The organism is Pseudomonas kribbensis (assembly GCF_003352185.1).
In the GTDB taxonomy this organism is placed as follows: Bacteria; Pseudomonadota; Gammaproteobacteria; order Pseudomonadales; family Pseudomonadaceae; genus Aquipseudomonas; species Aquipseudomonas kribbensis.
The window spans coordinates 251,219-276,751 of record NZ_CP029608.1; the positions used below are offsets into that span (position 1 = coordinate 251,219).

Genomic DNA, 25,533 nt, shown 5'->3' on the forward strand with positions numbered 1-25,533 from the left:
CTTCAAGGAGCTGCATCATGTTGCGCATCAAAACCGCTTTACCGGTGTTGTTGTCCGGCGCAGTGCTCAGTGCCGAAGCGCTCGCCGCGCCCAGCGTCTACCCCACCGGCGTCACCCGATACGACCCGGCCAAGGCCTTCAATCAATATGTGATTTTCAGCGGTGCCGACAAGCAGACGCACCTGATCGACATGAACGGCAACGAGGTGAAGAACTGGCCCCAGGCCGGGTTCCCGTCGGCAATCATCGATCCGAAACTGGTCGGTGGCGAGCGCGGCCATGTGTTGCTGCAACTGGGCGAAAAAGATCCGGGCAAGCTCGGTTCCGCCGGCAACGGCCTCGGCAATCAGAGCATCGGTGAGCTGGACTGGAACGGCAAAGTCGTCTGGCAGTGGGGCGAGAAAGCGCCCGGTGGCGCTGCGCAACAGCATCACGACCAGCGTCGTCTGAGTAACGGCAACACCGTGGTGCTGGCGAACAAGGTGCACAAGGTCAAAGGCTTCAAAGTGCCCGAGGTGATCGACGATGCGATCTACGAAGTCAGCCCCGCCGGCGAGGTGAAATGGCAGTGGCTGGCGTCGGATCACTTGAACGAATTCGGCTTCACCGCCGAACAATTGAAGCTGGTGCGTGCCAGTGAAAATCCGGATTACCTGCACATCAACAATCTCAGTCTGGTCGGGCCGAACAAGTGGTTCGATGCCGGCGACAAACGCTTCCATCCGGACAATCTGCTGCTCGATTCGCGCAACGCCAATTTCATCGCGATCATCGACAAGCACAGCGGCAAAGTGGTGTGGCGACTGGGGCCGAACCTGCCGCTGGCCAACCCGAAAACCGCGCAGCAGATTCCGCGTCCGGTGGACCAGTTCGTCGGTCAGCATGACGCGCACATCATCCCGGCCGGACTGCCCGGTGCCGGCAATCTGCTGGTGTTCGACAATCAGGGTTCGGCGGGTTATCCGAACGTCACGCTGGGGCTGATTTCCGGCTCGCGGGTGCTGGAAATCGACCCGGTGAAAAACGAAATCGTCTGGCAGTACAGCGCCGCGAATTCGAAGCAGCCGGGATGGGCGTTCTACAGCTCGTTCATCAGCAGCGCGCGGCGTTTGCCCAACGGCAACACGCTGATTGATGAAGGCATGAACGGGCGGTTTTTCCAGGTGACCGCCAGTGGTGAAAATGTCTGGGAATACGTCAGCCCTTATCTGGGCAAGGCGCCGGGCAGCGACGCGATCAGCAACTGGGTCTATCGGGCCCTTCCTGTGAGTTATGACTGGGTGCCGGCCGGAACGCCGCGCTCGGAGACAGCAGTGATTGCGCCGGCCATTGGTGTGCAGCAGACCAATGCCAGTCGTTAGTTATCAGGGCTCTTCCGAATCGAAATAAGTTATGAGCGACATGAATAGTGCATATAGCAATATCGTTGAAAAGTCCCGTGGACAATAAGTGAATGTCCAACCATTCTGAGTGTCGTGAGTTTCCAGGAGGAAACTTGCTCTCATCGGAAGACACTTATCCAACGATAAAGGAAATCTCGTTATGTCGAGCATTAATGGCAACTATGTAAACGCTAACGCAGGCGCCAAACTGACGATTACCGATGGCAACGACTCCAACGGCACCTTCAGCGGCAAGTTCAGCCAGAACGGCGTGAACTACGACATCGCGTACGGTCACTACCACTTCCAGAACAGCACCGGGCAGCCTACGATCATTACTTTCGCGGCTCTGAATGACGGCACTGGCTATCAGTCCTGGACCCTGTTCTCGCCGGATCACAACTACTCGAAAGTTCGTGCGGTGGGTTCGCGCACCAACTTTGACGGTGATGTAGTGGGTCTGGCCGGGGAGTTTGTGAAGCAATAAGAAATTCTGCAAGTCGAAGGCCGATGCATTAAATATGCATCGGCCTTTTTATTTGCCTCTTGAAAAGTTCGTCAACTATCACCTTGGAATTAGTTGTCACCGGATCCCGGGTCATCGATAACCCGATGCCTTGGATGAATACTTTTTATGCCGGGAAAGCATGTCGATTCTGGCGAATCGCTGGAAGCCTTGCGGGCCGTGGCTTTGGCGGAAATGACCGTTTCTTATATTCCATAAACATCTATTCATAACATGAAAGATTACTTTCGGAGATAAGCCTTCAGCCCCAATGATTGACCCATCGATCACGCCGTGGGGGATTCAACAAGCGGCGAATCGGCTACGCGAAAAAACGCAAAGAGACCGCAGGGAGTAAATCAATGGGCAATGTCCAGACCGCCGCCAGTGCACAGGAGGTGCTGTGGCGCCAGGCGCCGAGCGGCGAGTTGGTCGATCTCGGCCGCCCCCATCGCGTGCCGTTGGGGCAACTGCGTTTGCAGCGCGCGCCCAAGGGCATTCTGAGCCGCCGCGAAACGATTCTGCTCGGCGTTCTGGCGCTGGTGGTGCATGGCGCGGTGATCTACTGGATCAATCAGCACCCGACGCCGGCGCTGCCGATCGTGCCGCCGGAAATTCCACCGATGACCATCGAGTTTTCGCGCCCGGCACCACCGGCACCACCTGTGGTTGTACCGCCGCCACCGGCACCTGTGGTCGAGCCACCGCCACCGGTGGAAGACGAACTGGCAACCAAGCCACCACCAAAACCGAAGCCGATTCCCAAGCCGAAACCGGTCGCCAAACCCGTACCAAAACCGGCCCCCAAAGCCGTCGAGCAACCCCCGGCTCCGCCACAACCGGCGGCCCCGGTCGCCGCACCAGCGCCACCTGCACCACCGGCGCCTGCTCCGGTGACCCCGGCCTCGGCCAACGCCGCGTACCTGAAGAACCCGGCGCCGGAATACCCGTCGCTGGCCCAGCGTCGCGGTTGGGAAGGCACGGTGCTGCTGCGGGTGCACGTGTTGGCCAGTGGCAAACCGGGCGAGATCCAGATTCAGAAAAGCAGTGGCCGGCAACAGCTCGACGACGCGGCGCTGGACGCCGTGAAGCGCTGGAGCTTCGTGCCGGCCAAGCAGGGTGATGTCGCCCAGGACGGCTGGGTCAGCGTGCCCATCGATTTCAAGATTCACTAAACCGAAACCAAATTCGCGCGAAATGTTTACACGAGGGAACACATCATGACGTTACTGGCATCTCCACTGGAATCCATCGAAAGCGCGGTGATCTGGCTGCTGGTGGTCTTCTCTGTCGCCACCTGGGGCCTGGCATTGCTCAAGGCTGTGCAGTTCGGGCGGTTGAAGGCGCAGGACCGAAAATTTCACAAGCGCTTCTGGGCGGCGTCGAGTCTGGACTCCGCCGCCGAGTTGAGCGAAACGCAGCCCGGCGCAGCAGCGCGGGTGGCACAGGCCGGTTATGCGGCGATTCAAGTGGGCGAGGCGCCGCAGGCCAATGACCTGAGCCAGGCGATCAACCATCAGGACCGCCTCGAACGTGCCTTGCGCCAGCAGATCGTCCGCGAGCGCCGTTCGCTGGAAACCGGTCTGGCGGTGGTCGCGAGTATTGGCAGCACCTCGCCGTTCATTGGTCTGTTCGGCACGGTGTGGGGAATCATGGAAGCGTTGAAAGGCATCAGCGCGGCCGGCTCGGCGAGTCTGGAAACGGTCGCAGGACCCATCGGTGCAGCGCTGGTCGCCACCGGGGTGGGGATCGCAGTCGCAGTGCCGGCGGTGCTGGTTTACAACTACTTTTTACGTCGTCTGAAACTGACGGCGGCGGACCTGGACGACTTTGCCCACGACTTCTACAGCCTGGCGCAAAAGAGTTCGTTCCGCGTGCTGATCCATCCGACCGCGCACAAGGCTGCGGCCCAGGGCAACGCAACAAAAGTGAAGGAGGCGTCCTGATATGGCCTTCTCCACGCAAGACAGCGACGAGGTGCTGAGCGAGATCAACGTGACGCCGCTGGTGGACGTGATGCTGGTGCTGCTGGTGGTGTTCATCGTCACCGCGCCGCTGCTGACCAACGCGATACCGATCAACCTGCCGAAGACCGAAGCGGTGGCGCCGGTCGAGCAGAAAGACCCGTTGGTGGTGAGCATCGACGGTGCGGGAAAACTGTTTATCAACAAGGACGAAATCCAGCCGGATCTGCTGGAGTTCAACCTCAAGTCGGCCAAGGCCAAGGACCCGGAAGTGCGCGTGCAATTGCAGGCGGACGACGGGGTGAATTACGGCGAAGTGGCGCGAGCCATGGCTTCGATTGAGCGGGCGGGCATCACCAAATTGTCGGTGATCACTGCACGATAAGGGTTTCACGTTTTTCCGGGGCCGTCTCCTTGGCAGGGTGCGGCCCCTTTTTTTGCTTGATACGTAATATTCTTTTCAGGTCTTAATAAATAGCTTCTTATTCCTTAACGAATATAAATCCCGTCCCTATACTCGATCAGGAACAGACACGACGCAGGAGAGCTCCCCCATGCGCAACGAATCAATCCGCTATCTGATTGTGCCGGGCTGGCAAGGATCGCCAGAAGATCATTGGCAAAGCCACTGGCAGAACAGCCTGCCGAACAGCGCGCGGGTGGAGCAGGCCGACTGGCTGACGCCGCGTCGTGAAGACTGGGTCGCCGCGCTGGCCGAGGCGATTGCCGCCGACAGCACACCGGTAATCCTGATCGCCCACAGTCTGGGTTGCATCACTGTGGCGCACTGGGCGGCTACCGCGCCGCTGCAGCATTTGCGTCAGGTACGTGGTGCGCTGCTGGTCGCGCCGGCGGATGTGGAGCGTCCGGCGTGCGTGCCGGCACTGCGCAACTTTGCACCGATTCCCACCGACCTGCTGCCGTTCCCGAGCCAGGTCGTCAGCTCCGACAACGACGCCGCCGTCAGCGCGCCGCGTGCGCTGGAACTGGCGCGCAACTGGGGTGCCGAGGCGGGGATTCTCGCGGGCGCCGGCCATATCAATGTGAAGTCCGGGCATCAGCGCTGGGAGCAGGGGTTCGCTTATTTGTATCGCCTGCAAAACCGCATGGAACACCACGCCCGGCGTCGCGCCTGACCACTTTTATTTTTTCAACGCCCCCGTCTCCCGGCGATTTGGGGCGGGAGTCTGCCATGAGTTTCGAAACCTTCGGTCAGCCGTTGCTGACCTTTCCTGATGCGGAAAAAAGTCCCCTGAGCATTCGCGCCAAGGCGCTGGTGTTCGTCGATCCACGCTCGCGCCAGTTGCGCGAGGAAATGGCCCAGCTTGCACCGCGCTCGATCTCGGTGCTGATTCGCGGCGAGACAGGCACCGGCAAGGAATTGCTCGCCCGCCACATCCACCGTGCCAGTGATCGCAGCGGGCTGTTTGTCTCGGTCAATTGCGGCGCGATCAGCCCGACCTACGCCGATGCCGAATTGTTCGGTTACGCCGCCGGCAGCTACAGCGGTTCGGCCAGCAGTCGCGCCGGCTGGTTCGGCTCGGCCAACGGCGGCACCTTGTACCTGGACGAGATCGGCGACCTGCCGCTGCCGATCCAGATCAAGTTGCTCGCGGCACTGGAAAACCACGAAGTCACCCGCGTCGGTGCCCATCAACCGAGCCCGGTGGACGTGCGACTGGTCGCTGCGACCAGCATCGATCTGGCGCAAGCGGTGGCGGCGGGGAAATTCCACGAGCGGCTTTATCACTATCTCAGCGAAGGGCATCTGGAACTGCCGGCGTTGCGGGCGCGGGTCGGTGACATTCTGTCGCTGGCCGAGTACTTCCTTGGCATCTACAGCCAGCGCCTGGATCTGCCGGTGCCGCTGATCAGCGAAGCGGCGCAGGAGGTGCTGGAGCAGCACAGCTGGCCGGGCAACACCCGGGAGCTGGAAAACGTCATTCACTTTGCGCTGCTGGTGAGCACTGGCGATGAAATCCTGCCGGAGCACCTGAACCTGCCCGAGGTGTCTGGGTCGCTGGTTCAGATCGAACGTCAGGTGGCGAGCATCACTGCCAAAGGGACAGCCGGGGAACGTAAGGCATTGAAAGAATTACTGTTGAGCCTGAGCGAGGCTTTGTAACCATTTTGTTCAACATGAACAAAATGGAATATGAAGCTGAATAAACGTTATTGTCCGGGAATAAAAAATCCCGGTATTGTCCGACTCACGCCAGCAGTAGCACATCGCTGGCACACGTATTGATGCCGTCGTCGATGACGACCGTGATTTTCGACTAAGGACACTGCATGAAAAAGGTTCTGTTGTTTACCGCATTGGCGGCTGCTCTGACTGCTTCCCTGGCCCAGGCCGGCGAAAAACTGGTGGTCGCCGCGACCCCGGTTCCACACGCCGAGATCCTCGAGCTGATCAAGCCGACCCTCGCCAAAGAAGGCGTGGATCTGGAAATCAAGGTCTTCACCGACTACGTACAGCCGAACGTGCAGGTGGGCGAGAAGCGTCTGGACGCCAACTACTTCCAGACCCTGCCGTACCTGAACAGCTTCAACCAGGGCAAATACAAGGACGACAAGGCCAAGTACCTGGTGACCGTACAAGGCGTTCACGTTGAACCGTTCGGCGGTTACTCGAGCAAGTACAAGACCCTGGCTGAACTGCCGGACGGCGCCACCATCGCCATTCCGAACGAAGGCAGCAACAGCGGTCGTGCACTGATCCTGCTGCAGAAGGCTGGCCTGATCGAACTGAAAGATCCGAAAAACGCTCTGGCCACGCCGAAAGACATCGCCAAGAACCCGCACAACTTCAAGTTCAAGGAACTGGAGTCGGCCCTGCTGCCGCGGGTTCTGAAAGAAGTCGACCTGGACATGATCAACACCAACTACGCGCTGGAAGCCAAGTTGAACCCGACCAAGGACGCCCTGGTGATCGAAGGCGCGGATTCGCCTTACGTGAACTTCCTGGTCGCCCGTGAAGACAACAAGAACAGCGACGCCATCAAGAAACTGGCCGCTGCCCTGACCAGCCCGGAAGTCAAAGCGTTCATCGAGAAGAAGTACAACGGCGCCGTATTGCCGGCGTTCTGATCTGACGCAGCTACACAACCCCTTCAGGTATGAAAACGCCGATGGCCAGTGATGGTCATCGGCGTTTTTGTATGTGCAGGTGAGGGTGTCTTTAAGCTCAGGCTATCCCGGTCTTCAACGCCCGGCGCAACGCCACCAACAATTTCACGATTTCCTGCGGATCCAGTCGCTGCGGCACTTTTACGTCCATGTTCTCTTCCTTGTTATGGGTTCGGCCGGGGGAGTCTGGCCAAAAGCTGTTCGTCCTTGGAGGGCTTTTATGCAAAAAAGATCCGTCCTACAGCGCTGGGGACAATAGCCTTCCTCCTTCTTCCCGGCAAACCCGTCGATTAGTTTTTTGCGTGATATCAATATGCTTTAACGGTATTTAAATTCTTATTTTTATACCTTTAAAGTCGGTGCCTGCAGGACAGCTATCCGCTGTCCATGGACTGCACCACCGTCGCTTACCGAGCGGCGTCAGGATGTTTCATGACCTTCGATTACGCATTTATCCTCAGCACGTTGCCGGCGTTTCTCAAAGCCGTGGGCGTGACGCTGCAGGTCGGTTTGATCGCCATTGGCACCTCGTTGCTGGTAGCGCTGCTCAACGCGACGATTTTGGTGTTCCGCACGCTTTACCTGCAAAAACTGGTCGGGCTGTACGTGGAGCTGGCGCGCAACACGCCGCTGTTGATCCAGCTGTTCTTCGTCTACTTCGCCTTGCCGGCCCTGGGCATCAAGGTCTCCGGTTTCACCGCCGCGATCATCACCATGACGTTTCTCGGCGGCGCCTATCTCACCGAAGTGCTGCGTGCCGGTGTGGATGCGGTGCCCCAGGCGCAACTGGAATCGGGCCGTTCCATCGGTTTGTCCCACGGTCAGTTGCTGCGTTACGTGATCCTGCCGCAAGCGGGGATCCTCAGCCTGCCATCACTGTTCGCCAATTTCATTTTCCTGCTCAAGGAGACCACCGTGGTCTCGGCCGTGGCGGTGCCGGAGATTCTCTACACCACCAAAAGCTACATCGCGCTCTACTACAAAACCTACGAAATGCTCGCCGTACTGACGCTGATCTGCGTGCTCTTGTTCCTGCCGCTGTCGCTGCTGTTGAGCCGTCTGGAAAGGAGGCTCCAGCATGGCCAGTTCGGGTCTTGAACTGCTCTGGGTGTCGTTGCCGCAACTGGCCAAAGGCGCCGGGCAAACCCTGTCGATCTCGTTCCTGAGCATCGCCATCAGCACCGTCGGCGGCGTGCTCTACGGCGTGCTGCGCACCCTCAACGTGACGTGGCTGAACGCGGTACTGCGGATCTATCTGGAACTGTTCCGGGCGATCCCGGTGCTGGTCTGGTTGTACTTGCTGTTTTTCGGTCTGCCGATTTTCTTTGGCCTGAGTCTGCCGAGCTTCTGGTGCGCGGTGCTGGTGCTGTCGCTGTGGGGCGCCAGCGAGGTCGGCGAAGTGGCGCGTGGTGCGCTGCATTCGTTGCCGCGCGGGCAGCGTGAAGCGGGGTTGTCCATCGGCCTGAACGCGGCCCGGCTCTACGGTTACGTGCTGCTGCCCCAGGCGCTGAAACGCATGACGCCACCGACCATCAACGTCTACACGCGGATCATCAAGACCAGTTCGCTGGCGGTGCTGATCGGCGTGGTGGATGTGATCAAGGTCGGCCAGCAGATCATCGAGCGCACCTACGAATCGGTGCTGATCTACGGCGCGCTGTTTCTGTTTTTCTTTTTCATCTGCTACCCGCTGTCGGCCGCTTCGCGTGTGCTGGAGCGGCGCTGGACGCAAGCATGAGTGCATTGATCGAGTTTCAGGGTTTCAACAAATTCTTCGGCGAACAGCAGGTGCTCAAGGGCATCGACCTGCAAGTGAAGTCCGGCGAAGTCATCGTCATTCTCGGCCCCAGCGGCTGCGGAAAAAGCACCCTGCTTCGTTGCCTCAACGGTCTGGAGGTCGCCCACGGCGGCTCTCTGAAATTCGCCGGCCGCGAGCTGCTGGACAAGGCCACCGACTGGCGCGAAGTGCGTCAGCAGATCGGCATGGTGTTTCAGAGTTATCACCTGTTCCCGCACATGAGCGTGCTCGATAACTTGCTGCTCGGCCCGCTCAAAGTGCAGAAGCGCGAACGCCGTGAAGCCCAGCAACAAGCCGAAGCGTTGCTTGACCGCGTCGGCCTTTCGGACAAGCGCGATGCCTTCCCGCGCCAGCTCTCCGGCGGCCAGCAGCAACGCATCGCCATCGTCCGCTCGCTGTGCATGAACCCGCGAGTGATGCTCTTCGACGAAGTCACCGCCGCCCTCGACCCGGAGATGGTCAAGGAGGTGCTGCAAGTGATTCAGGGCCTGGCCCGCGAAGGCATGACCCTGTTGATCGTCACCCACGAAATGGCCTTCGCCCGCGCGGTGGCCGACCGCATCGTGTTCATGGATGCCGGGCGCATCCTCGAACAGAACCCGCCCGAGCTTTTCTTTACGAACCCGCAAACCGCACGCGCGCAGCAGTTCCTGGAGAAGTTCTCCTACGTCGAAGCCCTGCCTTCAACGACTTCGTCCACAACGACTCAAACCAAGGAACTGGAACTGCCATGAAAACTGCCAAAGCCCTATTTGCACTACCACTGATCAGCCTCGCGTTGCTGGCCGGCTGCAACAAGTCCGAAGAACCGGCCAAGCCGAAAGTCGCCAGCGAAAGCACCGCCCCGGCGGGTTACCTGGACAAGATCAAGGCCCGCGACAAACTGATCGTCGGCGTGTTCACCGACAAACCGCCGTTCGGTTTCGTCAATGAAGCAGGGCGCTATGTCGGCTTCGATACCGACATCGGCCGTCAATTCGCCAAGGATCTGCTGGGCGACGAAAACAAGGTCGAGTTTGTGGCCGTGGAGCCGGCGAGCCGCATTCCGTTCCTGCAAAGCGACAAGGTCGATCTGATCCTCGCCAACATGACTGTGACCCCGGAGCGCAAGGAGGCGGTGGAGTTCACCAATCCGAACCTCAAGGTCGCGGTGCAGGCGTTGGTGCCGCAGGGCAGCGAAGTGAAGAAGCTGGATGACCTGGCGACCCGCACCACCATCGTCACCACCGGCACCACCGCCGATATCTGGCTGACCAAGAACCACCCGGACTGGAAACTGCTGAAGTTCGAGAAAAACTCCGAGTCCCTGCAAGCTTTGGCCAATGGCCGTGGCGATGCCTACGCCCAGGACAATCTGGTGTTGTTCAGCTGGGCCAAGCAGAACCCGGGCTACCGTGTGCTGGATGAAAAACTCGGCGCCGAAGCCCCGATTGCACCGGCGGTGAAGAAGGGCAACATCGAACTGCGCGATTGGGTGAATACCGAACTGGCCAAGCTTGGGGAAGAGAAATATCTGCTCAAGCTGTATGACCAGTATGTACGTAAAGAACTGAGCGATGACACCAAGCCTGAGAGTGTGATTGTCGAAGGCGGGAAGTGGCAGGGCTAATCAGGCCAATTCCACGCCGGCTCATCCAGCACCCTCTGCCCGACAACGCCTGTCTGGCCGAGGGTTTTTTCCAGCACGATGCAATTGCATTCCTCATCTTCCTGTAACGCCGAAATCAATCGCCGTGCGTGTGAAACCACCCACACCTGACACTCCTGCGATGCGCGAATGATCAACCGCGCCAGCGCCGGCAACAGATCCGGATGCAAACTGGTTTCCGGTTCGTTCAGCACCATCAGCGAAGGCGGGCGTGGCGTCAGCAGCGCGGCGACCAGCAGCAGATAACGCAACGTGCCATCTGACAACTCTGCTGCCGACAACGGTCGCAACAACCCTTCCTGAAAGAACTCGATGGCAAAGCGTCCGCCCGCCAGCGGCGCGATGTTCAGCCGTGCGCCGGGAAACGCGTCGCTGATCGCCGCCTGCAATGCCTCGGGGTCACCGATCTCGATGATGGTGCGCAACGCCGCCGCCAGATCGCGGCCGTCGTGATGCAGCACCGGTGTGCGCGTGCCGAGTTGCGGCTGGCGCACCGGGGCGTCGGCGTCGCTGCGAAAGTGATCGTAGAAGCGCCAGCGGCGGATGAACTCGCGCATCTGGAACACTTCCGGCGAAGTGCGCAGGCTGCCGACCTGATCGAACAGGCTGTCGAAGTTCGGCGTGTGCTGCGCCAGCACATCCCAGCTGCGGCCGTCGCGGCTGCGGATCATCGGCCCGTTGCGGTCCACCAGCAGGCTGGCCGGGCGATACAGCGGCCCGGCCCAGATGCATTCCTTTTTGATTTCCGGGTCGAGGGAAAAGAACGAAAGGCTCGGTTCGGGCAAGCCCAGCGCAATCGAATAGCTGAAATCTTCACCGGCAAAACCCAGCCTCAGACGTTTCACGCCCTGGCGCACGGTGGACTGGATTGGCACTTCTCCGTTGCGCATGCGCCGGCTGATGGATTCCGGCCCGGCCCAGAACGTCGATTCCAGCCCGCCTTCGCGGGCCAGTGCATTGACCACGCCGCCCTGAGCGGTTTCCGCCAGCAGCCGCAGCGCCCGGTAGAGGTTGGATTTACCGCTGCCGTTGGGGCCGGTGATCAGGTTCAGCCGACCCAGCGGAATCACCAATTTATTGATCGAGCGGTAATTGGCCACCGCAAGGGTCTTGAGCATGAAAATCCTTCCTGGGTGCTCCGGAATACGGGTCAGGATACCTGCTGCACATAAATGCATATATCGCCCGGACGAAGGTTGAACCCTGTTCTAAGCTCACAGTCGTATCGTCACTTGCACGTTCGTACACAGGAAGGAGTCTGCATGGCGAGTCCCGGATTGAAAACAGCCGCCCTGTTGGGCCTGCTCGCTTTGCTCGCCGCCTGCGGTGAAAAAAAGGCGCCCCAGGAGTATCTGCCGCGAGTTTTCGTGCAAGTGGTCAAGCCCGCGGACTTCGCGGCTTCGGTGACCCTCACCGGCGATGTTCAGGCCAGGGTGCAGACCGAATTGTCGTTCCGGGTCGGCGGCAAGATCATCCAGCGCATGGTCGATGTCGGTGACCGTGTCTCGGCCAAACAGGTACTGGCCAAACTCGATCCCAAGGATTTGCAGACCAACGTTGACTCCGCCCAGGCCCAGGTGCTGGCCGAGCAGGCGCGGGTCAAACAGAGCGCTGCCGCGTTCGTCCGTCAGCAAAAACTGTTGCCCAAGGGCTACACCAGCCAGAGCGAATACGATTCCGCGCAAGCGGCATTGCGCAGCAGCCAGAGTGCGTTGAGTGCGGCTCAGGCGCAGTTGGCCAACGCCAAGGATCAGCTGAGTTACACCGCGCTGATCGCCGATGCACCGGGCATCATCACCCAGCGTCAGGCCGAAGTCGGCCAGGTGGTGCAGGCCACGGCGCCGATCTTCAGCCTGGCCCGGGACGGCGATCGCGACGCAGTGTTCAACGTGTACGAATCCCTTTTGGCAGAGCGGCCGGCCGAGCGTTCGATCGTCGTCAGCCTGCTCGACAACCCCGCCATCAAGACCACCGGCACCGTGCGCGAAATCACCCCGGCAGTGTCGGCGCAGTCCGGTACGGTGCAGGTCAAGGTCACCCTCGACAGCCTGCCCCAGGGCATGCAGCTCGGTTCGGTAGTCAGTGCCACCGCCAAGGGCAGCGGCAAATCGGCGGTGGAATTGCCGTGGTCGGCCCTGACCAAGAACATCAGTGAACCCGCCGTATGGATGGTGGACGACAAGGGTGAGGCGCAACTGCACAACGTCACTGTCGGCCGCTACCTGACCGGGCACGTGATCATCAGCGAAGGGCTCAAGGGCGGCGAAAAAGTGATCGTTGCCGGTGGGCAGCTGCTGCATCCGGGGATGAAAGTCGAAATCGCCGAGAACACCTACAAGGAACTGCAACCGGGAGCACAGCCATGAAGCCTTTGTGGGTGATGTCTGTCGGGCTGCTGCTGGTTGCCTGTTCCAAGAGCGAGCCACCGCCTGAGCCGGTGCGGCCGGTGTTGTCGATCAAGGTCGAAGCGCTGAACGAGGAAACCCTCGGTCGTTTCGCCGGCAGCATTCAGGCGCGCTACGAGAGCAACACCGGTTTTCGCGTCGGCGGCCGGATTGCCAGTCGTAACGTCGACGTGGGCGCCGAGGTGGAGAAGGGTACGTTGCTCGCCACCCTCGACCCGTCCGACCAGCAGAATCAGTTGCGTTCGGCCCAGGGCGATCTGGCGAAAGTCGAAGCACAATTGATCAACGCCCAGGCCAACGCCCGGCGTCAGCAGGCGCTGTTTGATCGCGGAGTGGGCGCCCAGGCGCAACTGGACATCGCCACCACCGATCTGAAAACCACCCAGGCATCTCTCGACCAGGCGCGGGCGGCGGTCAACCAGAGCAAGGATCAGCTCGGCTATACCGAACTGCGCTCCGACCACAAAGCCGTGGTCACCGCGTGGAACGCCGAGGCCGGGCAAGTGGTGACGGCCGGCCAGCAAGTGGTGACGCTGGCGCAACCGGACATCAAGGAAGCGGTGATCGATCTGCCGGACACGCTGGTCGACCAGATCCCCAGCGACGTGGTGTTTCTGGTGGCCGCTCAACTCGATCCGAGCATCAACACCACCGCCGTCATCCGTGAAATCGAACCTCAGGCACAAAGCGCCACGCGCACCCGACGCGCACGCCTGACCCTGGCCAGCACTCCACCGGGCTTCCGCCTCGGCACGGCAATCAGCGTGACCCTCAGTTCGGCGATCAAGCCGCGAATCGAATTGCCCGCGACAGCCTTGCAGGAGGCCGACGGCAAAACACGGATCTGGGTGATCGACCCGCAAAGCAAAACCGTTGCCCCGCGCGACGTCAGTGTGACCAGCCGCACCGACAGCACCGTGGTGCTGGCCGGCGGGGTCAAGTCCGGCGAGCGTGTGGTCAGCGCCGGCGTCAACAGCCTCAAACCCGGACAAGCCGTGAAACTCGACGAGGACAGTCAATGAAAGGGTCTTTCAATCTCTCCGAATGGGCCCTCAAGCATCAGTCGTTCGTCTGGTACCTGATGTTCGTCGGGCTGTTGATGGGTGTGTTCTCGTACTTCAATCTGGGGCGCGAGGAAGACCCGTCGTTCACCATCAAGACCATGGTGATCCAGACCAAATGGCCGGGCGCGACCCAGGAAGAAACACTCAAACAGGTCACCGACCGTATCGAGAAAAAACTCGAGGAACTCGACTCTCTCGACTACGTGAAAAGCTACACCCGCCCCGGAGAATCAACGGTCTACGTCTACCTGCGCGACACCACCAGCGCCAAGGACATCCCGGAAATCTGGTACCAGGTGCGCAAGAAGATCGACGACATTCGCGGCCAGTTTCCCCAGGGGATTCAGGGGCCGGGATTCAACGATGAGTTTGGTGACGTGTTCGGCTCGGTCTATGCGTTCACTGCCGACGGCCTGACGATGCGACAACTGCGCGATTATGTGGAACAGGCGCGTGCCGAGATTCGCAACGTGCCGGGGCTGGGCAAGATCGAGATGGTCGGCCAGCAGGACGAAGTGATCTATCTGAACTTCTCCACCCGAAAACTGGCGGCGCTGGGCATCGATCAACGACAAGTGGTGCAAAGCCTGCAATCGCAGAACGCCGTGACCCCGGCGGGTGTGATCGAGGCCGGGCCCGAGCGGATTTCGGTGAGGACCTCCGGACAGTTCGCCTCGGAAAAGGATCTGGCCGAGGTCAATCTCAAACTCAATGACCGCTTCTATCGTCTGGCCGACATCGCTGAAATCAGCCGGGGTTACGTCGACCCGGCGACCCCGGAATTCCGCTTCGACGGCAAGCCGGCTATCGGTCTGGCAATCGCCATGCAGAAGGGCGGCAACGTCCAGGCCTTTGGTAAGGCGCTGCACGCGCGCATCGATCAACTCACCGCCGACTTGCCGGTGGGCGTCGGCGTGCACACCGTTTCCGATCAGGCGGTAGTGGTGGAAGAAGCCGTCGGCGGCTTCACCAGCGCGTTGTTCGAAGCGGTGGTCATCGTGCTGGTGGTGAGCTTTATCAGCCTCGGCGTGCGGGCCGGGCTGGTGGTGGCGTGCTCGATCCCGTTGGTGCTGGCCATGGTGTTCGTTTACATGGAGTACAGCGGCATCACCATGCAGCGGATTTCCCTCGGTGCGCTGATCATTGCCCTCGGGCTGCTGGTGGACGACGCGATGATCACCGTGGAAATGATGGTCACGCGGCTGGAAATGGGCGAGACCAAGGAGCAGGCGGCGACGTTCGCCTACACCTCCACGGCGTTCCCGATGCTCACCGGCACGCTGGTGACCGTGGCCGGTTTCGTGCCCATCGGACTCAACGCCAGCTCCGCCGGTGAGTACACCTACACACTGTTTGCGGTGATAGCGGTGGCGATGATCGTGTCGTGGATCGTGGCGGTGTTCTTCGCGCCGGTGATCGGCGTGCACATCCTCAGCACCAACGTGAAACCCCACGAAGCGGAGCCGGGGCGTATCGGGCGAGCGTTCAATCACGGGTTGTTGTGGTCAATGCGCAACCGCTGGTGGTGCATCGGCATCACCGTGCTGTGCTTTGTGCTCTCGGTGTTTTGCATGCGTTTTGTGCAGAACCAGTTCTTCCCGTCTTCCGACCGCCCGGAAATTCTGGTCGACCTGAACCTGCCGCAAAACGCCTCGATCGATGAAACCCGCAAGGCCGTCGACAAGCTCGAAGCCACGCTCAAGGGCGACCCGGACATCGTGCGCTGGAGCACTTACATCGGTCAGGGTGCGATCCGTTTCTACCTGCCGCTGGATCAGCAACTGCAGAATCCGTACTACGCGCAACTGGTGATCGTCAGCAAAGACTTCAAGGCCCGCGAAGCCTTGAGTCAGCGCCTGCGTGATCGCCTGCGCCAGGACTTCGTCGGCATCGGCAGCTACGTGCAGGCCCTGGAAATGGGCCCGCCGGTGGGGCGTCCGATCCAGTACCGGGTCAGCGGCAAGGACATTGATCAGGTGCGTAAACACGCCATCGACCTGGCCACCGAACTGGACAAGAGCCCGCACATCGGCGAGATCATTTACGACTGGAACGAGCCCGGCAAAGTCCTGCGCATCGACATCGCTCAGGACAAGGCGCGCCAGCTCGGCCTGTCCTCGGAGGATGTGGCCAACCTGATGAACAGCATCGTCAGTGGCTCGCCGCTGACTCAGGTCGACGACGATATCTACCTGGTCAACGTGGTCGGGCGGGCGGTGGATTCCGAGCGCGGTACACCGGAAACCCTGCAGAACCTGCAGATCGTCACGCCCAACGGCACGTCGATTCCGCTGCTGGCCTTCGCCACCGTGCGTTATGAACTGGAGCAGCCGCTGGTGTGGCGTCGCGACCGTTTGCCGACCATCACCATCAAGGCTTCGGTGCGCGATGAAATCCAGCCGACCGATCTGGTGAAAGTCCTCAAGCCGACCATCGATGACTTCGCCGCCAAACTGCCGGTGGGCTACAAGGTCGCCACCGGCGGTACGGTCGAAGAGAGCGGCAAGGCCCAGGGGCCGATTGCCAAGGTGCTTCCGCTGATGCTGTTCCTGATGGCGACCTTCCTGATGATCCAGCTGCACAGCGTGCAGAAGCTGTTCCTGGTGGCGAGTGTCGCGCCGCTGGGGCTGATCGGCGTGGTGCTGGCGCTGGTGCCGACCGGTACGCCGATGGGCTTCGTGGCGATCCTGGGGATTCTGGCGCTGATCGGCATCATCATCCGTAACTCGGTGATCCTCGTGACGCAAATCGAGGAGTTCGAGCACAAGGGCTACTCGCCCTGGGATGCGGTGGTGGAAGCCACCGAGCACCGACGCCGGCCGATTCTACTGACTGCCGCAGCGGCGAGCATGGGCATGATCCCGATCGCCCGGGAAGTGTTCTGGGGGCCGATGGCCTACGCGATGATCGGCGGGATTGTGGTGGCAACGTTGCTGACGCTGCTGTTCCTGCCGGCGCTGTATGTGGCCTGGTACAAGATTCGCGAGCCGAAGAAAGAGGCGCAGTAAGGCGAGCGCCTTGCGCTCATCGCCAGCAGGCTGGCTCCCACATTTGGAATGCTTTCCCCTGTGGGAGCCAGCCTGCTGGCGATGACGTCTGAATGCATTACACCGTTTTGCGCCAGACACTCGCCAGCCACGGCTGCTGCTCCCGCGGCAGCCCCGTCGGCCGGTAGTAATGCTCCAGCTCGACGAACCCTGCAGCGGTCAGCAACCCGCGCCACGCCTCCAGATCGTGATAAGAGCCATAACGCGGCCCGTTCCAGCCTTCACGGTTATCCCCACGTGGATTGGAGCTGAACAACACGCCGCCCGGTTTCAGTGTCCCGTGCAGTTGCTGCAGAATCCGTGGCAATTCCTGCAACGGCACATGGAACAGCACCGCGTTGGCGAAGATCCCGTCGAAACGCTCTGCCGGCAACTCCAGCTTCAGAAAATCCTGGCACCACACCTCACAGCCACTGTCCTCCCGAGCCATCTGCGCGAATTTTTCCGCACCGTCGAGGCCGACGGCGATGTGACCCATCCGTGTGAAGGTCTGCAGATCCCGCCCCGGTCCGCAGCCGAAATCGAGAATGGAAAACGGCGCTTCAGCCTGAATATGCCGCAGCAGGGCGTCGATGTTCTGGCTGACATCATGGTCGCGGGTGCCTTCACGAAAGTCCTCGGCCACCGAGTTGTAGTGGCCGAGGGTGGTGGAGGTGATCTGTTCCAGATCGATAGGCGTCTGTTTCATGGTCGGACTGCGCTGGCAAAGGATGTTGCCGACTATACGCCATGCAATTCAGCGCTTGTTCAACCCTCGCGCCAGACGGTCGCCGCCCAGCTGAATCACCGCCACCAGCGCCACCAGCAGCACGATCACGGTCAGCATGATCTGGCTGTCAAAACGCTGATAGCCGTAGCGATAGGCGATGTCGCCCAGACCGCCGGCACCAATCGCTCCGGCCATCGCCGATGAGTTGATCATCGTCACCAGCGTAATGGTGAACCCGCCAACGATGCCCGGCAGTGCTTCGGGCAACAACACGTGCCAGACGATATGCCAGCGCCGGCAGCCCATGGCTTGCGCGGCTTCGATCAAGCCGTGGTCGACTTCGCGCAGGCTCACTTCGGCGATCCGTGCAAAAAACGGCGTGGCTGCAATGGTCAGCGGTACGACGGCCGCCCACACACCGTAAGTGGTGCCGACGATCAGCCGGGTGAACGGAATCAGCGCGACCATCAGGATCAGAAACGGAATCGAGCGAAACAGGTTCACGAACGCACCCAACGCGCGATTGAGCACCGGCGCTTCGTAGATACCACCTTTGTCGCTGGTGACCAGAATCACCGCCATGGGAATCCCGGCGAGCAATGCAATCAGCGACGACACGCCGACCATCAGAAACGTGTCGATGAAGCCCTGCAGCAAGCGATCAAACCACATAACCCAGCACCTCCGTGCGTTGTGCCCACTGGCCGGCACGCTGACGCAATTCCTCGGCGTTCAGCTTTGATCCCGCCACCGCCAGCAGCAATTGCCCGAGCGCGTGGCCCTGAATCCGTTCCACGCCGCCCTGGAGCAATTTCACCCGGCCACCGAGGGCGGCGAACAGCGCGGCCAGATCCGGTTCGTCCTGCTGGCTGCCGGTGAACTGCAAACGCAGCACCACGGACGCATCGGACGATGACGGTTGTGCCTGCAAACGGCTTTGCAACTCTTCGGGCAACGCGTGCTGCAGCGGTGCGAGCAAGGTCTGGCTGACCTCGTGTTGCGGGTTGCCGAACACTTCCCAGACCGGGCCTTGTTCGACGATGCGGCCATGTTCAAGCACGACGACGCGGTCGCAGATTTCCCGGATCACCGCCATCTCGTGAGTGATCAATACGATGGTCAGGCCCAGGCGTTTGTTGATCTCGCGCAGCAGACCGAGGATCGACTGGGTGGTTTCCGGGTCGAGGGCCGAAGTGGCTTCGTCACACAGCAGAATGTCCGGGTCGTGCACCAGCGCGCGGGCGATGCCGACACGCTGTTTCTGCCCGCCGGAAAGCTGCGCCGGATACGCCTTGTGCTTGGTTTGCAGGCCCACCAGCTCCAGCAGTTCGCGAACCTTCTTCTCCCGCTGTTCCTTCGGAACGCCGGCGACTTTCAGCGGCAGTTCGACGTTCTGCCACACCGTTTTTGCCGACATCAGGTTGAAGTGCTGGAAGATCATGCCGATCCGCCGACGCAGGGCGACGAGGCGATCCTCGTCGTACTCGCCGATGTCCACCTGATCGATCAGCACCCGGCCCGAGGTCGGTTGTTCGAGGCGGTTGATGGTGCGGATCAGCGACGACTTGCCGGCGCCGCTGCGGCCGATGATGCCGAACACCTCACCGCGCTGAATCGCCAGGTCGATGCCTTGCAGGGCTGCGACCGGGCCTTGTTTGCCGTCGTAGGTTTTGCCGAGCCCGACGAAACGCACATGGGCGCGGTTCAGCTCGGGATGCAGTTCGGTGCGTTGCGCAAGCGCGGGTGGCTCTGGAAGATCCAGTCGCCGTTGGATGGCCGCGGTCATCCTCAGCTTTCCCAGCCGGCCTGGTACAGCTTGCCGTGGGCCTTATCCAGCGCGGCGCGAACGGCCGGCGAATGCTGGTAGATGTCGACGAACTTGATCAGGCGCGGATCGGTCTTGCTCTTCGGCTGGATCACGAACTGGATCACGTATTCCTTATGGTCGAGGCCGTCGAACAGCAGCGCAGAGCCGGCATCGAACGTCTTCGCCAGACGGATGTAGGCCGGATAGCCCTGGACCAGGTCGGCATCGTCATAAGCGCGCACCAGTTGCACGGCTTCGACCTGGAGGATTTTGATCTTCTTCGGATTGGCGACGATATCGTCTTCGGTGGCCTTGTAGCCGACGCCCGGTTTCAGGGTGATCAGACCGGCCTTGGCCAGCAGTTGCAGACCGCGTCCGCTGTTGATCGGGTCGTTGGCGATGGCGACGCTGGCGCCTTCCGGCAACTCGTCGAAGCTTTTGTATTTCTTCGAGTACAGGCCGACGTTGTTGATGATCCCCGGGGCGAACGGCACCAGGTCGAAACCGGAGGCGGCCTTGGCGTTTTCCAGGAACGGGATGTGCTGGAAGTAGTTCACGTCGATGTCGCCGGCGGCGAGGCTGACGTTCGGTGCGATCCAGTCGGTGAACTCCACCAGCTCGACTTTCAGGCCTTGCTTGCCGGCCTCTTCGACGGCCGCTTCCAGCGGGATCGCGAAGGCGGCGGTGGTGCCGATTTTCAACGGCGCGTCGGCGGCGAACACCGCCGAGCTGAACAGGCCAAAGGCCAGGGCCAGTGCTTTGACTGGGTGGGACAGGAGCTTTTTGGTCATGGTGGTTTTCCAGTCAGTGCGAGAAGGTGTGTCGGTAGTGGGCGCCGGTGTGTTGCTGCGGCAGATGCGCTTCGCCGTGAAACAGTTTTTCCCGCAGGCTGCCGGTGTCGTACGCGGTCTTGTACGAGCCGCGCCGTTGCAGTTCCGGAATCACCAGATCGATGAAATCCACATAGCTTTCCGGGGTGACGATGCGGGTCAGGTTGAAGCCGTCGAGACCGGTTTCGGCGATCCACGATTCCAGTTCATCCGCCACTTGCTGTGGCGAGCCGACCACGGTGATGTAGCGCCCGCCGAGGGCGTGCTGGTCGAGCAACTTGCGGCGGGTCCAGTCATTGTTCTGCAGGTTTTTGGTGGCGGACTGGATCGCGTTGCTCTTCACGTACTGGATCGGTTCGTCGATTTCGTATTGGGAAAAATCGATCCCGGTGGACGCCGAAAAGTGCGCCACGCCCGCTTCGGCGCTGGCGTAGCTCAGGTACTCGGCGTGCTTGGCCCAGGCCGCTTCCTCGGTCTCGCCGACGATCACGTTCAGGCCCATGAACACCTTGATGTCTTCGGGGTTGCGACCCGCTTCGACGGCGCTGGCGCGGACCTTGTCGACCTGAATTTTGGTCGACGGTTTGTTCTGGCCGCTGATGAACACGCACTCGGCATGACGCCCGGCGAACAGCAGACCGCGATCCGAACTGCCGGCCTGGAACAGCACCGGCGTGCGCTGCGGCGACGGCTCGCACAGGTGATAACCCTCGACCTGGTAGAACTCGCCCTTGTGCTCGACCTTGTGCACCTTGTCCGGCTGCGCGTAGATCCGCTGTTGCGGATCGTTGAGCACCGCACCGTTTTCCCAGCTGCCTTCCCAGAGTTTGTAGAGCACTTCGAGGTATTCGTCAGCCTGGTCGTAACGCCGGTCATGCTCGACTTGTTCACTGAGGCCCATAGCCTTGGCGGCGCTGTCCAGATAACCGGTGACGATGTTCCAGCCCACCCGCCCACGGCTCAGGTGATCGAGGGTCGACATGCGCCGTGCGAACAGATACGGCGGCTCGTAGGTGAGGTTGGCGGTCAGGCCGAAACCGAGGTTTTTGGTCACGGCGGACATGGCCGACACCAGCAGCAGCGGATCGTTGACCGGCAGCTGGATCGACTCTTTCAGGGTGACGTCCACCGAGTTCTGATAGACGTCGTACACACCGACGATGTCGGCGATGAACAGCCCGTCGAACAGCCCGTGCTCCAGCAGTTGCGCCAGTTCGGTCCAGTATTCAATGGTCTTGTATCGGGTCGAGGTGTCCCGTGGATGGGTCCACAAGCCGTGGTTGATGTGGCCGATGCAATTCATGTTGAACGCATTGAGCAGGATCTTTTTCTTGCTCATCAGATGGTCCCTCGCAGTGGAGGGTTTTCATCGTTGAGGTAGTAATTGCCGACCGCGTGATATTTCCAGCGCACCGGGTCGTGCAGGGTGTGCACCCGGGCGTTGCGCCAGTGGCGGTCGAGGCCGTGCTCGATCAGGGTGGCCTGACTGCCGGCCAGTTCGAACAGGGTGCTTCCGGCGGCCAGAGAGATTTCGGTGCTGATCGCCCGTGCTTCGGCGACGGCAATCGAGGCTGCTGCAACCATCTCGGCGTTGGTCTCGGCCTGGGCTGCGTCGAGGAATTCGCCGGCGCGTTCAAGCAACGCTTCGGTGGCGTGCAGGCGGATGCTCAAGTGGCCGAAGCTCTTGAGGGTCAGCGGATCTTCGGTGGCCTTGTCGTTACCCGAGTCGATCCATGGACGGGTCTTGCTGCGCACGAAGTGCAATGCATCTTCGTAGGCGGCACGGGCGATGCCGGTGTCGATGGCGGCGTGAAGGATCTGCGCCAGCGGGCCGACGGTGGTCGGACGCTCGAAAGCGCTCTGGAACGGGATCACGTCTTCGGCGGTGACATACACGTCTTCGAACACCACCGAACCGCTGCCGGTGGTGCGCTGGCCGAAGCCGCTCCAGTCGTCGATCACGGTCAGGCCTTTGCTGTCACGCGGGACGAAGGCCAGTTGCTGCACGCCATCTTCATCGACCACCGAAGTCGGGATGCGCTGCGCGTAAATCGCACCGGTTGCATAGAACTTGCGGCCGTTGATGCGATAGCCGCTGCCGTCACGTTTGAGGCTGGTGACGCGGTCGTGGGCGGTCTTGGTGCCCAGTTCTGCCAGGGCATTGCCGAAGCGCTGACCGGCGAGGACTTCGGCGTACAAACGTTGTTTCTGCTCGTGGCTGCCGTTCACCCGCAGCACCTCGAGGGCATAGAAATGGTTCTGCGGAATCTGCCCCAGCGAGCCATCGGCCCGGGCGATCAGGGCGATGACCTTGGCCAGGGTCACGTTGGACACGCCGGCGCCGCCGTACTCCTTGGGAACACTGATGCCCCACAGGCCGGAGCGGGAAAACACGTCGAGTTCCGGCAGCGGCAAGCGGCGTTCACGGTCGCGCAGGTTGCTGTCGCGCTGGAAGTCCTCGGCCAGGTCGCTGGCGACGATCAGGGCTTGCTCGTCGCTGGTGATGACCGCGACGGGATGGGAAAGAGTCATGTGTTTCTCCAGAGATCTGGTCAAAAGTGTTCTGGTCGTCAGATCCAGGAATGGCGAGCCGGAAGTTTTCCGTTCAGGCGGTACGCGCCGACCGCGTGGTATTTCCAGCGCACCGGGTCGTGCAGCGTGTGCACCCGGGCGTTGCGCCAGTGGCGGTCGAGATTGAATTCGGCGAGGGTGGCGCGGCTGCCGGCCAGTTCGAAAAGTTTTTCGCTGGCCAGCAGCGAGATCTCGGTGGTCAGTACCTTGGCTTCGGCCACGGCAATCGAGGCGCGGGCGGCGGACTCGGCAGTCAGCGGTGCAGCGTGTACCTGATCCAGCACTTGCCCGGCCTTGCGCAGCAGCGCTTCGGCGGCGTGCAGTTCGATTTTCAGTTTGCCGATGTCGGCGATCACGTAAAGATCGTCACTGGCGCGCTCGACCTTGGCGTCGATCCACGGCCGGGCACGGGTCCTGACGAACTCGATGGCGTCATCGATGGCGCCACGGGCGATTCCGGCGTCGATGGCCGCTTGAATCAGCTGCGAAACCGCGCCCTGGGTGTTGGGCTTTTCGTTGATCTTCCAGTTATCCACCACGAGGCCTGCATCGACCCGCACGTTGTGCAGCAGGATCGTGCCGCTGGCGGTGGTGCGCTGGCCGAAACCGGACCAGTCATCGACGATGCGTAATCCCGGCGTGCCGCGACGGACGAAGGCCAGGACTTGCTTGCCGTTATCGTTGAGTGCCTTGACCGCCACCCAATGGGCGAAGAGGGCGCCGGTGGAATAGAACTTCTGGCCGTTGATCACGTAGTCGTCGCCGTCGGCGGTGATGCGCGCTTTCAGTTCCAGGGTGTCCTTGGTGCCGCGCTCAGGCCCGGCGTTACCGATGCGCCAGCCTTCGAGCACGCTCTGCAACAACTGTTTTTTCTGCTGTTCGGTGGCGCTGCCGAGGATCAGGTTGATGATGCCGAACTGGTTCTGCGGGATCTGTCCCAGCGCCGGGTCGGCCGCGGAAATGATCGCGAACACCTCGGCCAGGGTGACGAAGGAAACCTGCGGTCCGCCGTACTCGCGGGGGATGGCGATGCTGCCCAGGCCGCTGCGGGTGAACTGTTCGATTTCCGCCCATGGCAGCTTGCGCTGACGATCACGTTTGGCGGCCTGCACGCGGGCAACTTGCGCCAGTTCATGTGCAGCCTTGATGGCTTGAGCGTCGTTGCGCAGCACTTGCGCGGGCAACAACAACGGGGCGATGTCCAGGTCACTCTGGACGTTTGCGTCTGCCAGACTGGACATCAGTGCCACTCCTTGGCTGCACGCAATGCCCTGGCGATCTGCACTGGGGTGATTGGGTTCCGGACCATGTTACCTACCTCACATCTCATGAAAAACGCCGCAAAAGTGCGGCGAACGAAAGAATGTCCGGTGGTCCGGTTCATATACCCTAAGCGCGTATAAAATTTAAATAAACTAACTTTTAGGAATATGCATAGACGATCGAAAGCTCACTCGGCTTTGCGCTCCGCAGCCATGGGAATTTGCCTCAATGGCACTTTCAGATAAGGATTCACGCAGCCAATCTTCAGGGTGCGTGGCGGCGCCCAGCGCGAGTTGTTGCCGACCCGATCGATGATGCAATAGGTCACGTCAAGCCGCAGGTCTTCGCCCGCTTCGACGATGACTGCCGGTGGCACCCAGACCTGGATTCCCTGGCCGACATCGGCTTGCGTGACAGGGGGCAGATCCATTCGTGCGTCGCCCCAGCGCAGGGTGATTTCGTCACCCTCGGCCATGTTCAGGTAAGGCTCGATGGTCAGCGGGACGCCGCGCTTGATCTGACTCGGGTTGACCCCGCGCCGGCGGATGACGTCTGGAAGGCTGACCGGCAGCAAATACTGGTTTTCCTCTGCGCTGCCTGTTGCGAACTGCCCGCCCGGGCAGTCGAGCTTCACCTGGAGCCGGGCGCCGGCCGACAGCGCCGGGTTTCTCCCGACCTGCATGACCCGATAGTGCACGCAGGGTGAGCCGTTGACGATGAAACTCTCCGGCACCCTGAGGCTGACCGTGCTTCCGATATCGCCGGCAGTGAGCACACGGGAAGCGACATAGCAGTCATCCCAGAACAGCTCGATCAGATCGCCGCTGTCCATATCGTCATAAGGTCCGATTTCAACCGACAGGTTGGCGGCCGCCATGAGGTTGATTCCAGTCCCGTGGGTTTGCTCCAGGGTCGGTGGTGGCAGTAGCGGGATGTTTGAAATGCAGGTCATTGGTTTCTCTCCTTGAAGCCTTGCAGCGAAGTCCGTATCTGAAAGAACGAATGGCGTGAATTAACCGGCAATAAAACTTCGGAGTTGTGTACAAGTTTTAAAGTGTCTTGTTGAACTGGCTTGCGCCGGTTGACGACTAGATAAGAGTTCGCCGGAAGAGGTGTCAAGGGAGTGGATTAGTTAATCCGTGAATTACGGATTAATCAGAAAGTTCCTACGTTGTTGTAGCAGTCGGACTAGGCAGGGAAAGGAAAGAGGCTACAGGTTTTCGCGGTTTTCAGCGTGTTTGACCGTGCGTTCTGGTGAAGGATGGAATCAAGTCGCGGCGAATTTTATGCGCAGGGAGTTGTTGCAGGACATATATATGTACTGCCTTTTCAAGGGTTGGGTAGTTTATGTTTTGAGAGTGATTTGTATATCGGGGAGAACACTACTTCCATCCATGGAAGTGAGTGATGG

Annotated in this window: 24 protein-coding genes; 15 read left to right on the top strand and 9 right to left on the bottom strand. The window is 60.7% G+C overall.

Annotated elements, in window-relative coordinates:
* The first annotated feature begins 17 nt into the window (after positions 1–17).
* The 12 genes from DLD99_RS01105 to DLD99_RS01160 all read left to right on the top strand — a co-directional run bounded on the left by DLD99_RS01105 (position 18) and on the right by DLD99_RS01160 (position 10,387).
* Positions 18–1,361, top strand: a complete 1,344-nt coding sequence (locus DLD99_RS01105) for an aryl-sulfate sulfotransferase (protein WP_114880988.1) — start codon at positions 18–20, stop codon at positions 1,359–1,361.
* Between the two features lie 181 nt (positions 1,362–1,542).
* A complete protein-coding gene (locus tag DLD99_RS01110) occupies positions 1,543–1,869 on the top strand; it encodes a hypothetical protein (protein WP_007952780.1) in 327 nt (108 codons plus the stop codon).
* 380 nt (positions 1,870–2,249) lie between these two features.
* Positions 2,250–3,062, top strand: a complete 813-nt coding sequence (locus DLD99_RS01115; RefSeq protein WP_041475106.1) for an energy transducer TonB — start codon at positions 2,250–2,252, stop codon at positions 3,060–3,062.
* A 45-nt stretch (positions 3,063–3,107) separates the two neighbouring features.
* Complete coding sequence (locus DLD99_RS01120) at positions 3,108–3,833, top strand: MotA/TolQ/ExbB proton channel family protein (protein WP_011331927.1); 726 nt, start codon at positions 3,108–3,110, stop codon at positions 3,831–3,833.
* A 1-nt stretch (position 3,834) separates the two neighbouring features.
* Entirely contained in the window at positions 3,835–4,236 is a 402-nt protein-coding gene (locus tag DLD99_RS01125) for an ExbD/TolR family protein (protein WP_003220570.1), read from the top strand.
* Between the two features lie 169 nt (positions 4,237–4,405).
* Positions 4,406–4,987, top strand: coding sequence for an alpha/beta hydrolase (locus tag DLD99_RS01130; protein ID WP_085712674.1), 582 nt, complete (start codon positions 4,406–4,408; stop codon positions 4,985–4,987).
* A gap of 56 nt (positions 4,988–5,043) precedes the next feature.
* Positions 5,044–5,976, top strand: coding sequence for a sigma 54-interacting transcriptional regulator (locus DLD99_RS01135; protein WP_085712675.1), 933 nt, complete (start codon positions 5,044–5,046; stop codon positions 5,974–5,976).
* 167 nt (positions 5,977–6,143) lie between these two features.
* Positions 6,144–6,941: a MetQ/NlpA family ABC transporter substrate-binding protein gene (locus DLD99_RS01140; protein WP_007952772.1), complete on the top strand. Its 798-nt coding sequence runs from the start codon at positions 6,144–6,146 to the stop codon at positions 6,939–6,941.
* A 471-nt stretch (positions 6,942–7,412) separates the two neighbouring features.
* Entirely contained in the window at positions 7,413–8,078 is a 666-nt protein-coding gene (locus DLD99_RS01145; RefSeq protein ID WP_114880989.1) for an amino acid ABC transporter permease, read from the top strand.
* Complete coding sequence (locus tag DLD99_RS01150) at positions 8,059–8,718, top strand: amino acid ABC transporter permease (RefSeq protein WP_114880990.1); 660 nt, start codon at positions 8,059–8,061, stop codon at positions 8,716–8,718. The genes DLD99_RS01145 and DLD99_RS01150 overlap by 20 nt, the downstream gene beginning before the upstream one ends.
* Positions 8,715–9,512: an amino acid ABC transporter ATP-binding protein gene (locus DLD99_RS01155; protein ID WP_114880991.1), complete on the top strand. Its 798-nt coding sequence runs from the start codon at positions 8,715–8,717 to the stop codon at positions 9,510–9,512. Before DLD99_RS01150 ends, DLD99_RS01155 begins: the two co-directional genes overlap by 4 nt.
* The gene (locus DLD99_RS01160) at positions 9,509–10,387 is read left to right on the top strand and encodes a transporter substrate-binding domain-containing protein (protein WP_114880992.1); all 879 of its coding nucleotides are present in this window, start codon (positions 9,509–9,511) and stop codon (positions 10,385–10,387) included. The genes DLD99_RS01155 and DLD99_RS01160 overlap by 4 nt, the downstream gene beginning before the upstream one ends.
* Here DLD99_RS01160 and DLD99_RS01165 read toward each other — a convergent pair.
* The gene (locus DLD99_RS01165) at positions 10,384–11,544 is read right to left on the bottom strand and encodes an AAA family ATPase (protein ID WP_114880993.1); all 1,161 of its coding nucleotides are present in this window, start codon (positions 11,542–11,544) and stop codon (positions 10,384–10,386) included. The genes DLD99_RS01160 and DLD99_RS01165 overlap by 4 nt on opposite strands.
* 144 nt (positions 11,545–11,688) lie before the next feature.
* Between DLD99_RS01165 and DLD99_RS01170 the strand changes: the two genes are divergently transcribed.
* From DLD99_RS01170 to DLD99_RS01180, 3 genes are read left to right on the top strand one after another with little or no spacing between them, the layout of a single operon-like run.
* Positions 11,689–12,792 carry an efflux RND transporter periplasmic adaptor subunit gene (locus DLD99_RS01170; RefSeq protein ID WP_085712681.1) on the top strand — a complete coding sequence of 368 codons (1,104 nt, stop codon included), beginning with the start codon at positions 11,689–11,691 and terminating at the stop codon, positions 12,790–12,792.
* On the top strand, positions 12,789–13,853 hold the full coding sequence (locus DLD99_RS01175; RefSeq protein WP_114880994.1) for an efflux RND transporter periplasmic adaptor subunit: 1,065 nt from the start codon (positions 12,789–12,791) through the stop codon (positions 13,851–13,853). The genes DLD99_RS01170 and DLD99_RS01175 overlap by 4 nt, the downstream gene beginning before the upstream one ends.
* On the top strand, positions 13,850–16,903 hold the full coding sequence (locus DLD99_RS01180) for an efflux RND transporter permease subunit (RefSeq protein ID WP_114880995.1): 3,054 nt from the start codon (positions 13,850–13,852) through the stop codon (positions 16,901–16,903). Before DLD99_RS01175 ends, DLD99_RS01180 begins: the two co-directional genes overlap by 4 nt.
* A gap of 97 nt (positions 16,904–17,000) precedes the next feature.
* On the opposite strand, the gene DLD99_RS01185 is transcribed toward DLD99_RS01180, so the two are convergent.
* From DLD99_RS01185 to DLD99_RS01220, 8 genes are all read right to left on the bottom strand, one after another.
* Positions 17,001–17,630, bottom strand: a complete 630-nt coding sequence (locus DLD99_RS01185) for a class I SAM-dependent methyltransferase (RefSeq protein WP_114880996.1) — start codon at positions 17,628–17,630, stop codon at positions 17,001–17,003.
* Positions 17,631–17,678: 48 nt separating this feature from the next.
* Complete coding sequence (locus DLD99_RS01190) at positions 17,679–18,323, bottom strand: methionine ABC transporter permease (RefSeq protein WP_065261159.1); 645 nt, start codon at positions 18,321–18,323, stop codon at positions 17,679–17,681.
* Positions 18,313–19,437 carry a methionine ABC transporter ATP-binding protein gene (locus DLD99_RS01195; protein ID WP_114880997.1) on the bottom strand — a complete coding sequence of 375 codons (1,125 nt, stop codon included), beginning with the start codon at positions 19,435–19,437 and terminating at the stop codon, positions 18,313–18,315. Before DLD99_RS01195 ends, DLD99_RS01190 begins: the two co-directional genes overlap by 11 nt.
* Before the next feature lie 2 nt (positions 19,438–19,439).
* On the bottom strand, positions 19,440–20,249 hold the full coding sequence (locus tag DLD99_RS01200; RefSeq protein ID WP_085712686.1) for a MetQ/NlpA family ABC transporter substrate-binding protein: 810 nt from the start codon (positions 20,247–20,249) through the stop codon (positions 19,440–19,442).
* Positions 20,250–20,262: 13 nt separating this feature from the next.
* The gene (locus tag DLD99_RS01205; protein ID WP_114880998.1) at positions 20,263–21,627 is read right to left on the bottom strand and encodes an LLM class flavin-dependent oxidoreductase; all 1,365 of its coding nucleotides are present in this window, start codon (positions 21,625–21,627) and stop codon (positions 20,263–20,265) included.
* Positions 21,627–22,820 carry an SfnB family sulfur acquisition oxidoreductase gene (locus DLD99_RS01210; protein WP_114880999.1) on the bottom strand — a complete coding sequence of 398 codons (1,194 nt, stop codon included), beginning with the start codon at positions 22,818–22,820 and terminating at the stop codon, positions 21,627–21,629. The genes DLD99_RS01205 and DLD99_RS01210 overlap by 1 nt, the downstream gene beginning before the upstream one ends.
* A 38-nt stretch (positions 22,821–22,858) precedes the next feature.
* Positions 22,859–24,100 carry an SfnB family sulfur acquisition oxidoreductase gene (locus DLD99_RS01215; protein ID WP_114881000.1) on the bottom strand — a complete coding sequence of 414 codons (1,242 nt, stop codon included), beginning with the start codon at positions 24,098–24,100 and terminating at the stop codon, positions 22,859–22,861.
* 209 nt (positions 24,101–24,309) lie between these two features.
* The gene (locus tag DLD99_RS01220) at positions 24,310–25,074 is read right to left on the bottom strand and encodes a hypothetical protein (protein ID WP_114881001.1); all 765 of its coding nucleotides are present in this window, start codon (positions 25,072–25,074) and stop codon (positions 24,310–24,312) included.
* Positions 25,075–25,533 lie beyond the last annotated feature (459 nt).

Coding starts and splice junctions, on each gene's coding strand:
- DLD99_RS01215 (WP_114881000.1), bottom strand. CDS start 24,100: ATGTCCAGTCTGGCAGACGCAAACGTCCAGAGTGACCTGGACATCGCC.
- DLD99_RS01120 (WP_011331927.1), top strand. CDS start 3,108: ATGACGTTACTGGCATCTCCACTGGAATCCATCGAAAGCGCGGTGATC.
- DLD99_RS01170 (WP_085712681.1), top strand. CDS start 11,689: ATGGCGAGTCCCGGATTGAAAACAGCCGCCCTGTTGGGCCTGCTCGCT.
- DLD99_RS01125 (WP_003220570.1), top strand. CDS start 3,835: ATGGCCTTCTCCACGCAAGACAGCGACGAGGTGCTGAGCGAGATCAAC.
- DLD99_RS01205 (WP_114880998.1), bottom strand. CDS start 21,627: ATGAGCAAGAAAAAGATCCTGCTCAATGCGTTCAACATGAATTGCATC.
- DLD99_RS01160 (WP_114880992.1), top strand. CDS start 9,509: ATGAAAACTGCCAAAGCCCTATTTGCACTACCACTGATCAGCCTCGCG.
- DLD99_RS01150 (WP_114880990.1), top strand. CDS start 8,059: ATGGCCAGTTCGGGTCTTGAACTGCTCTGGGTGTCGTTGCCGCAACTG.
- DLD99_RS01200 (WP_085712686.1), bottom strand. CDS start 20,249: ATGACCAAAAAGCTCCTGTCCCACCCAGTCAAAGCACTGGCCCTGGCC.
- DLD99_RS01110 (WP_007952780.1), top strand. CDS start 1,543: ATGTCGAGCATTAATGGCAACTATGTAAACGCTAACGCAGGCGCCAAA.
- DLD99_RS01115 (WP_041475106.1), top strand. CDS start 2,250: ATGGGCAATGTCCAGACCGCCGCCAGTGCACAGGAGGTGCTGTGGCGC.
- DLD99_RS01180 (WP_114880995.1), top strand. CDS start 13,850: ATGAAAGGGTCTTTCAATCTCTCCGAATGGGCCCTCAAGCATCAGTCG.
- DLD99_RS01195 (WP_114880997.1), bottom strand. CDS start 19,437: ATGACCGCGGCCATCCAACGGCGACTGGATCTTCCAGAGCCACCCGCG.
- DLD99_RS01130 (WP_085712674.1), top strand. CDS start 4,406: ATGCGCAACGAATCAATCCGCTATCTGATTGTGCCGGGCTGGCAAGGA.
- DLD99_RS01135 (WP_085712675.1), top strand. CDS start 5,044: ATGAGTTTCGAAACCTTCGGTCAGCCGTTGCTGACCTTTCCTGATGCG.
- DLD99_RS01155 (WP_114880991.1), top strand. CDS start 8,715: ATGAGTGCATTGATCGAGTTTCAGGGTTTCAACAAATTCTTCGGCGAA.
- DLD99_RS01175 (WP_114880994.1), top strand. CDS start 12,789: ATGAAGCCTTTGTGGGTGATGTCTGTCGGGCTGCTGCTGGTTGCCTGT.
- DLD99_RS01105 (WP_114880988.1), top strand. CDS start 18: ATGTTGCGCATCAAAACCGCTTTACCGGTGTTGTTGTCCGGCGCAGTG.
- DLD99_RS01220 (WP_114881001.1), bottom strand. CDS start 25,074: ATGACCTGCATTTCAAACATCCCGCTACTGCCACCACCGACCCTGGAG.
- DLD99_RS01185 (WP_114880996.1), bottom strand. CDS start 17,630: ATGAAACAGACGCCTATCGATCTGGAACAGATCACCTCCACCACCCTC.
- DLD99_RS01165 (WP_114880993.1), bottom strand. CDS start 11,544: ATGCTCAAGACCCTTGCGGTGGCCAATTACCGCTCGATCAATAAATTG.
- DLD99_RS01140 (WP_007952772.1), top strand. CDS start 6,144: ATGAAAAAGGTTCTGTTGTTTACCGCATTGGCGGCTGCTCTGACTGCT.
- DLD99_RS01145 (WP_114880989.1), top strand. CDS start 7,413: ATGACCTTCGATTACGCATTTATCCTCAGCACGTTGCCGGCGTTTCTC.
- DLD99_RS01210 (WP_114880999.1), bottom strand. CDS start 22,820: ATGACTCTTTCCCATCCCGTCGCGGTCATCACCAGCGACGAGCAAGCC.
- DLD99_RS01190 (WP_065261159.1), bottom strand. CDS start 18,323: ATGTGGTTTGATCGCTTGCTGCAGGGCTTCATCGACACGTTTCTGATG.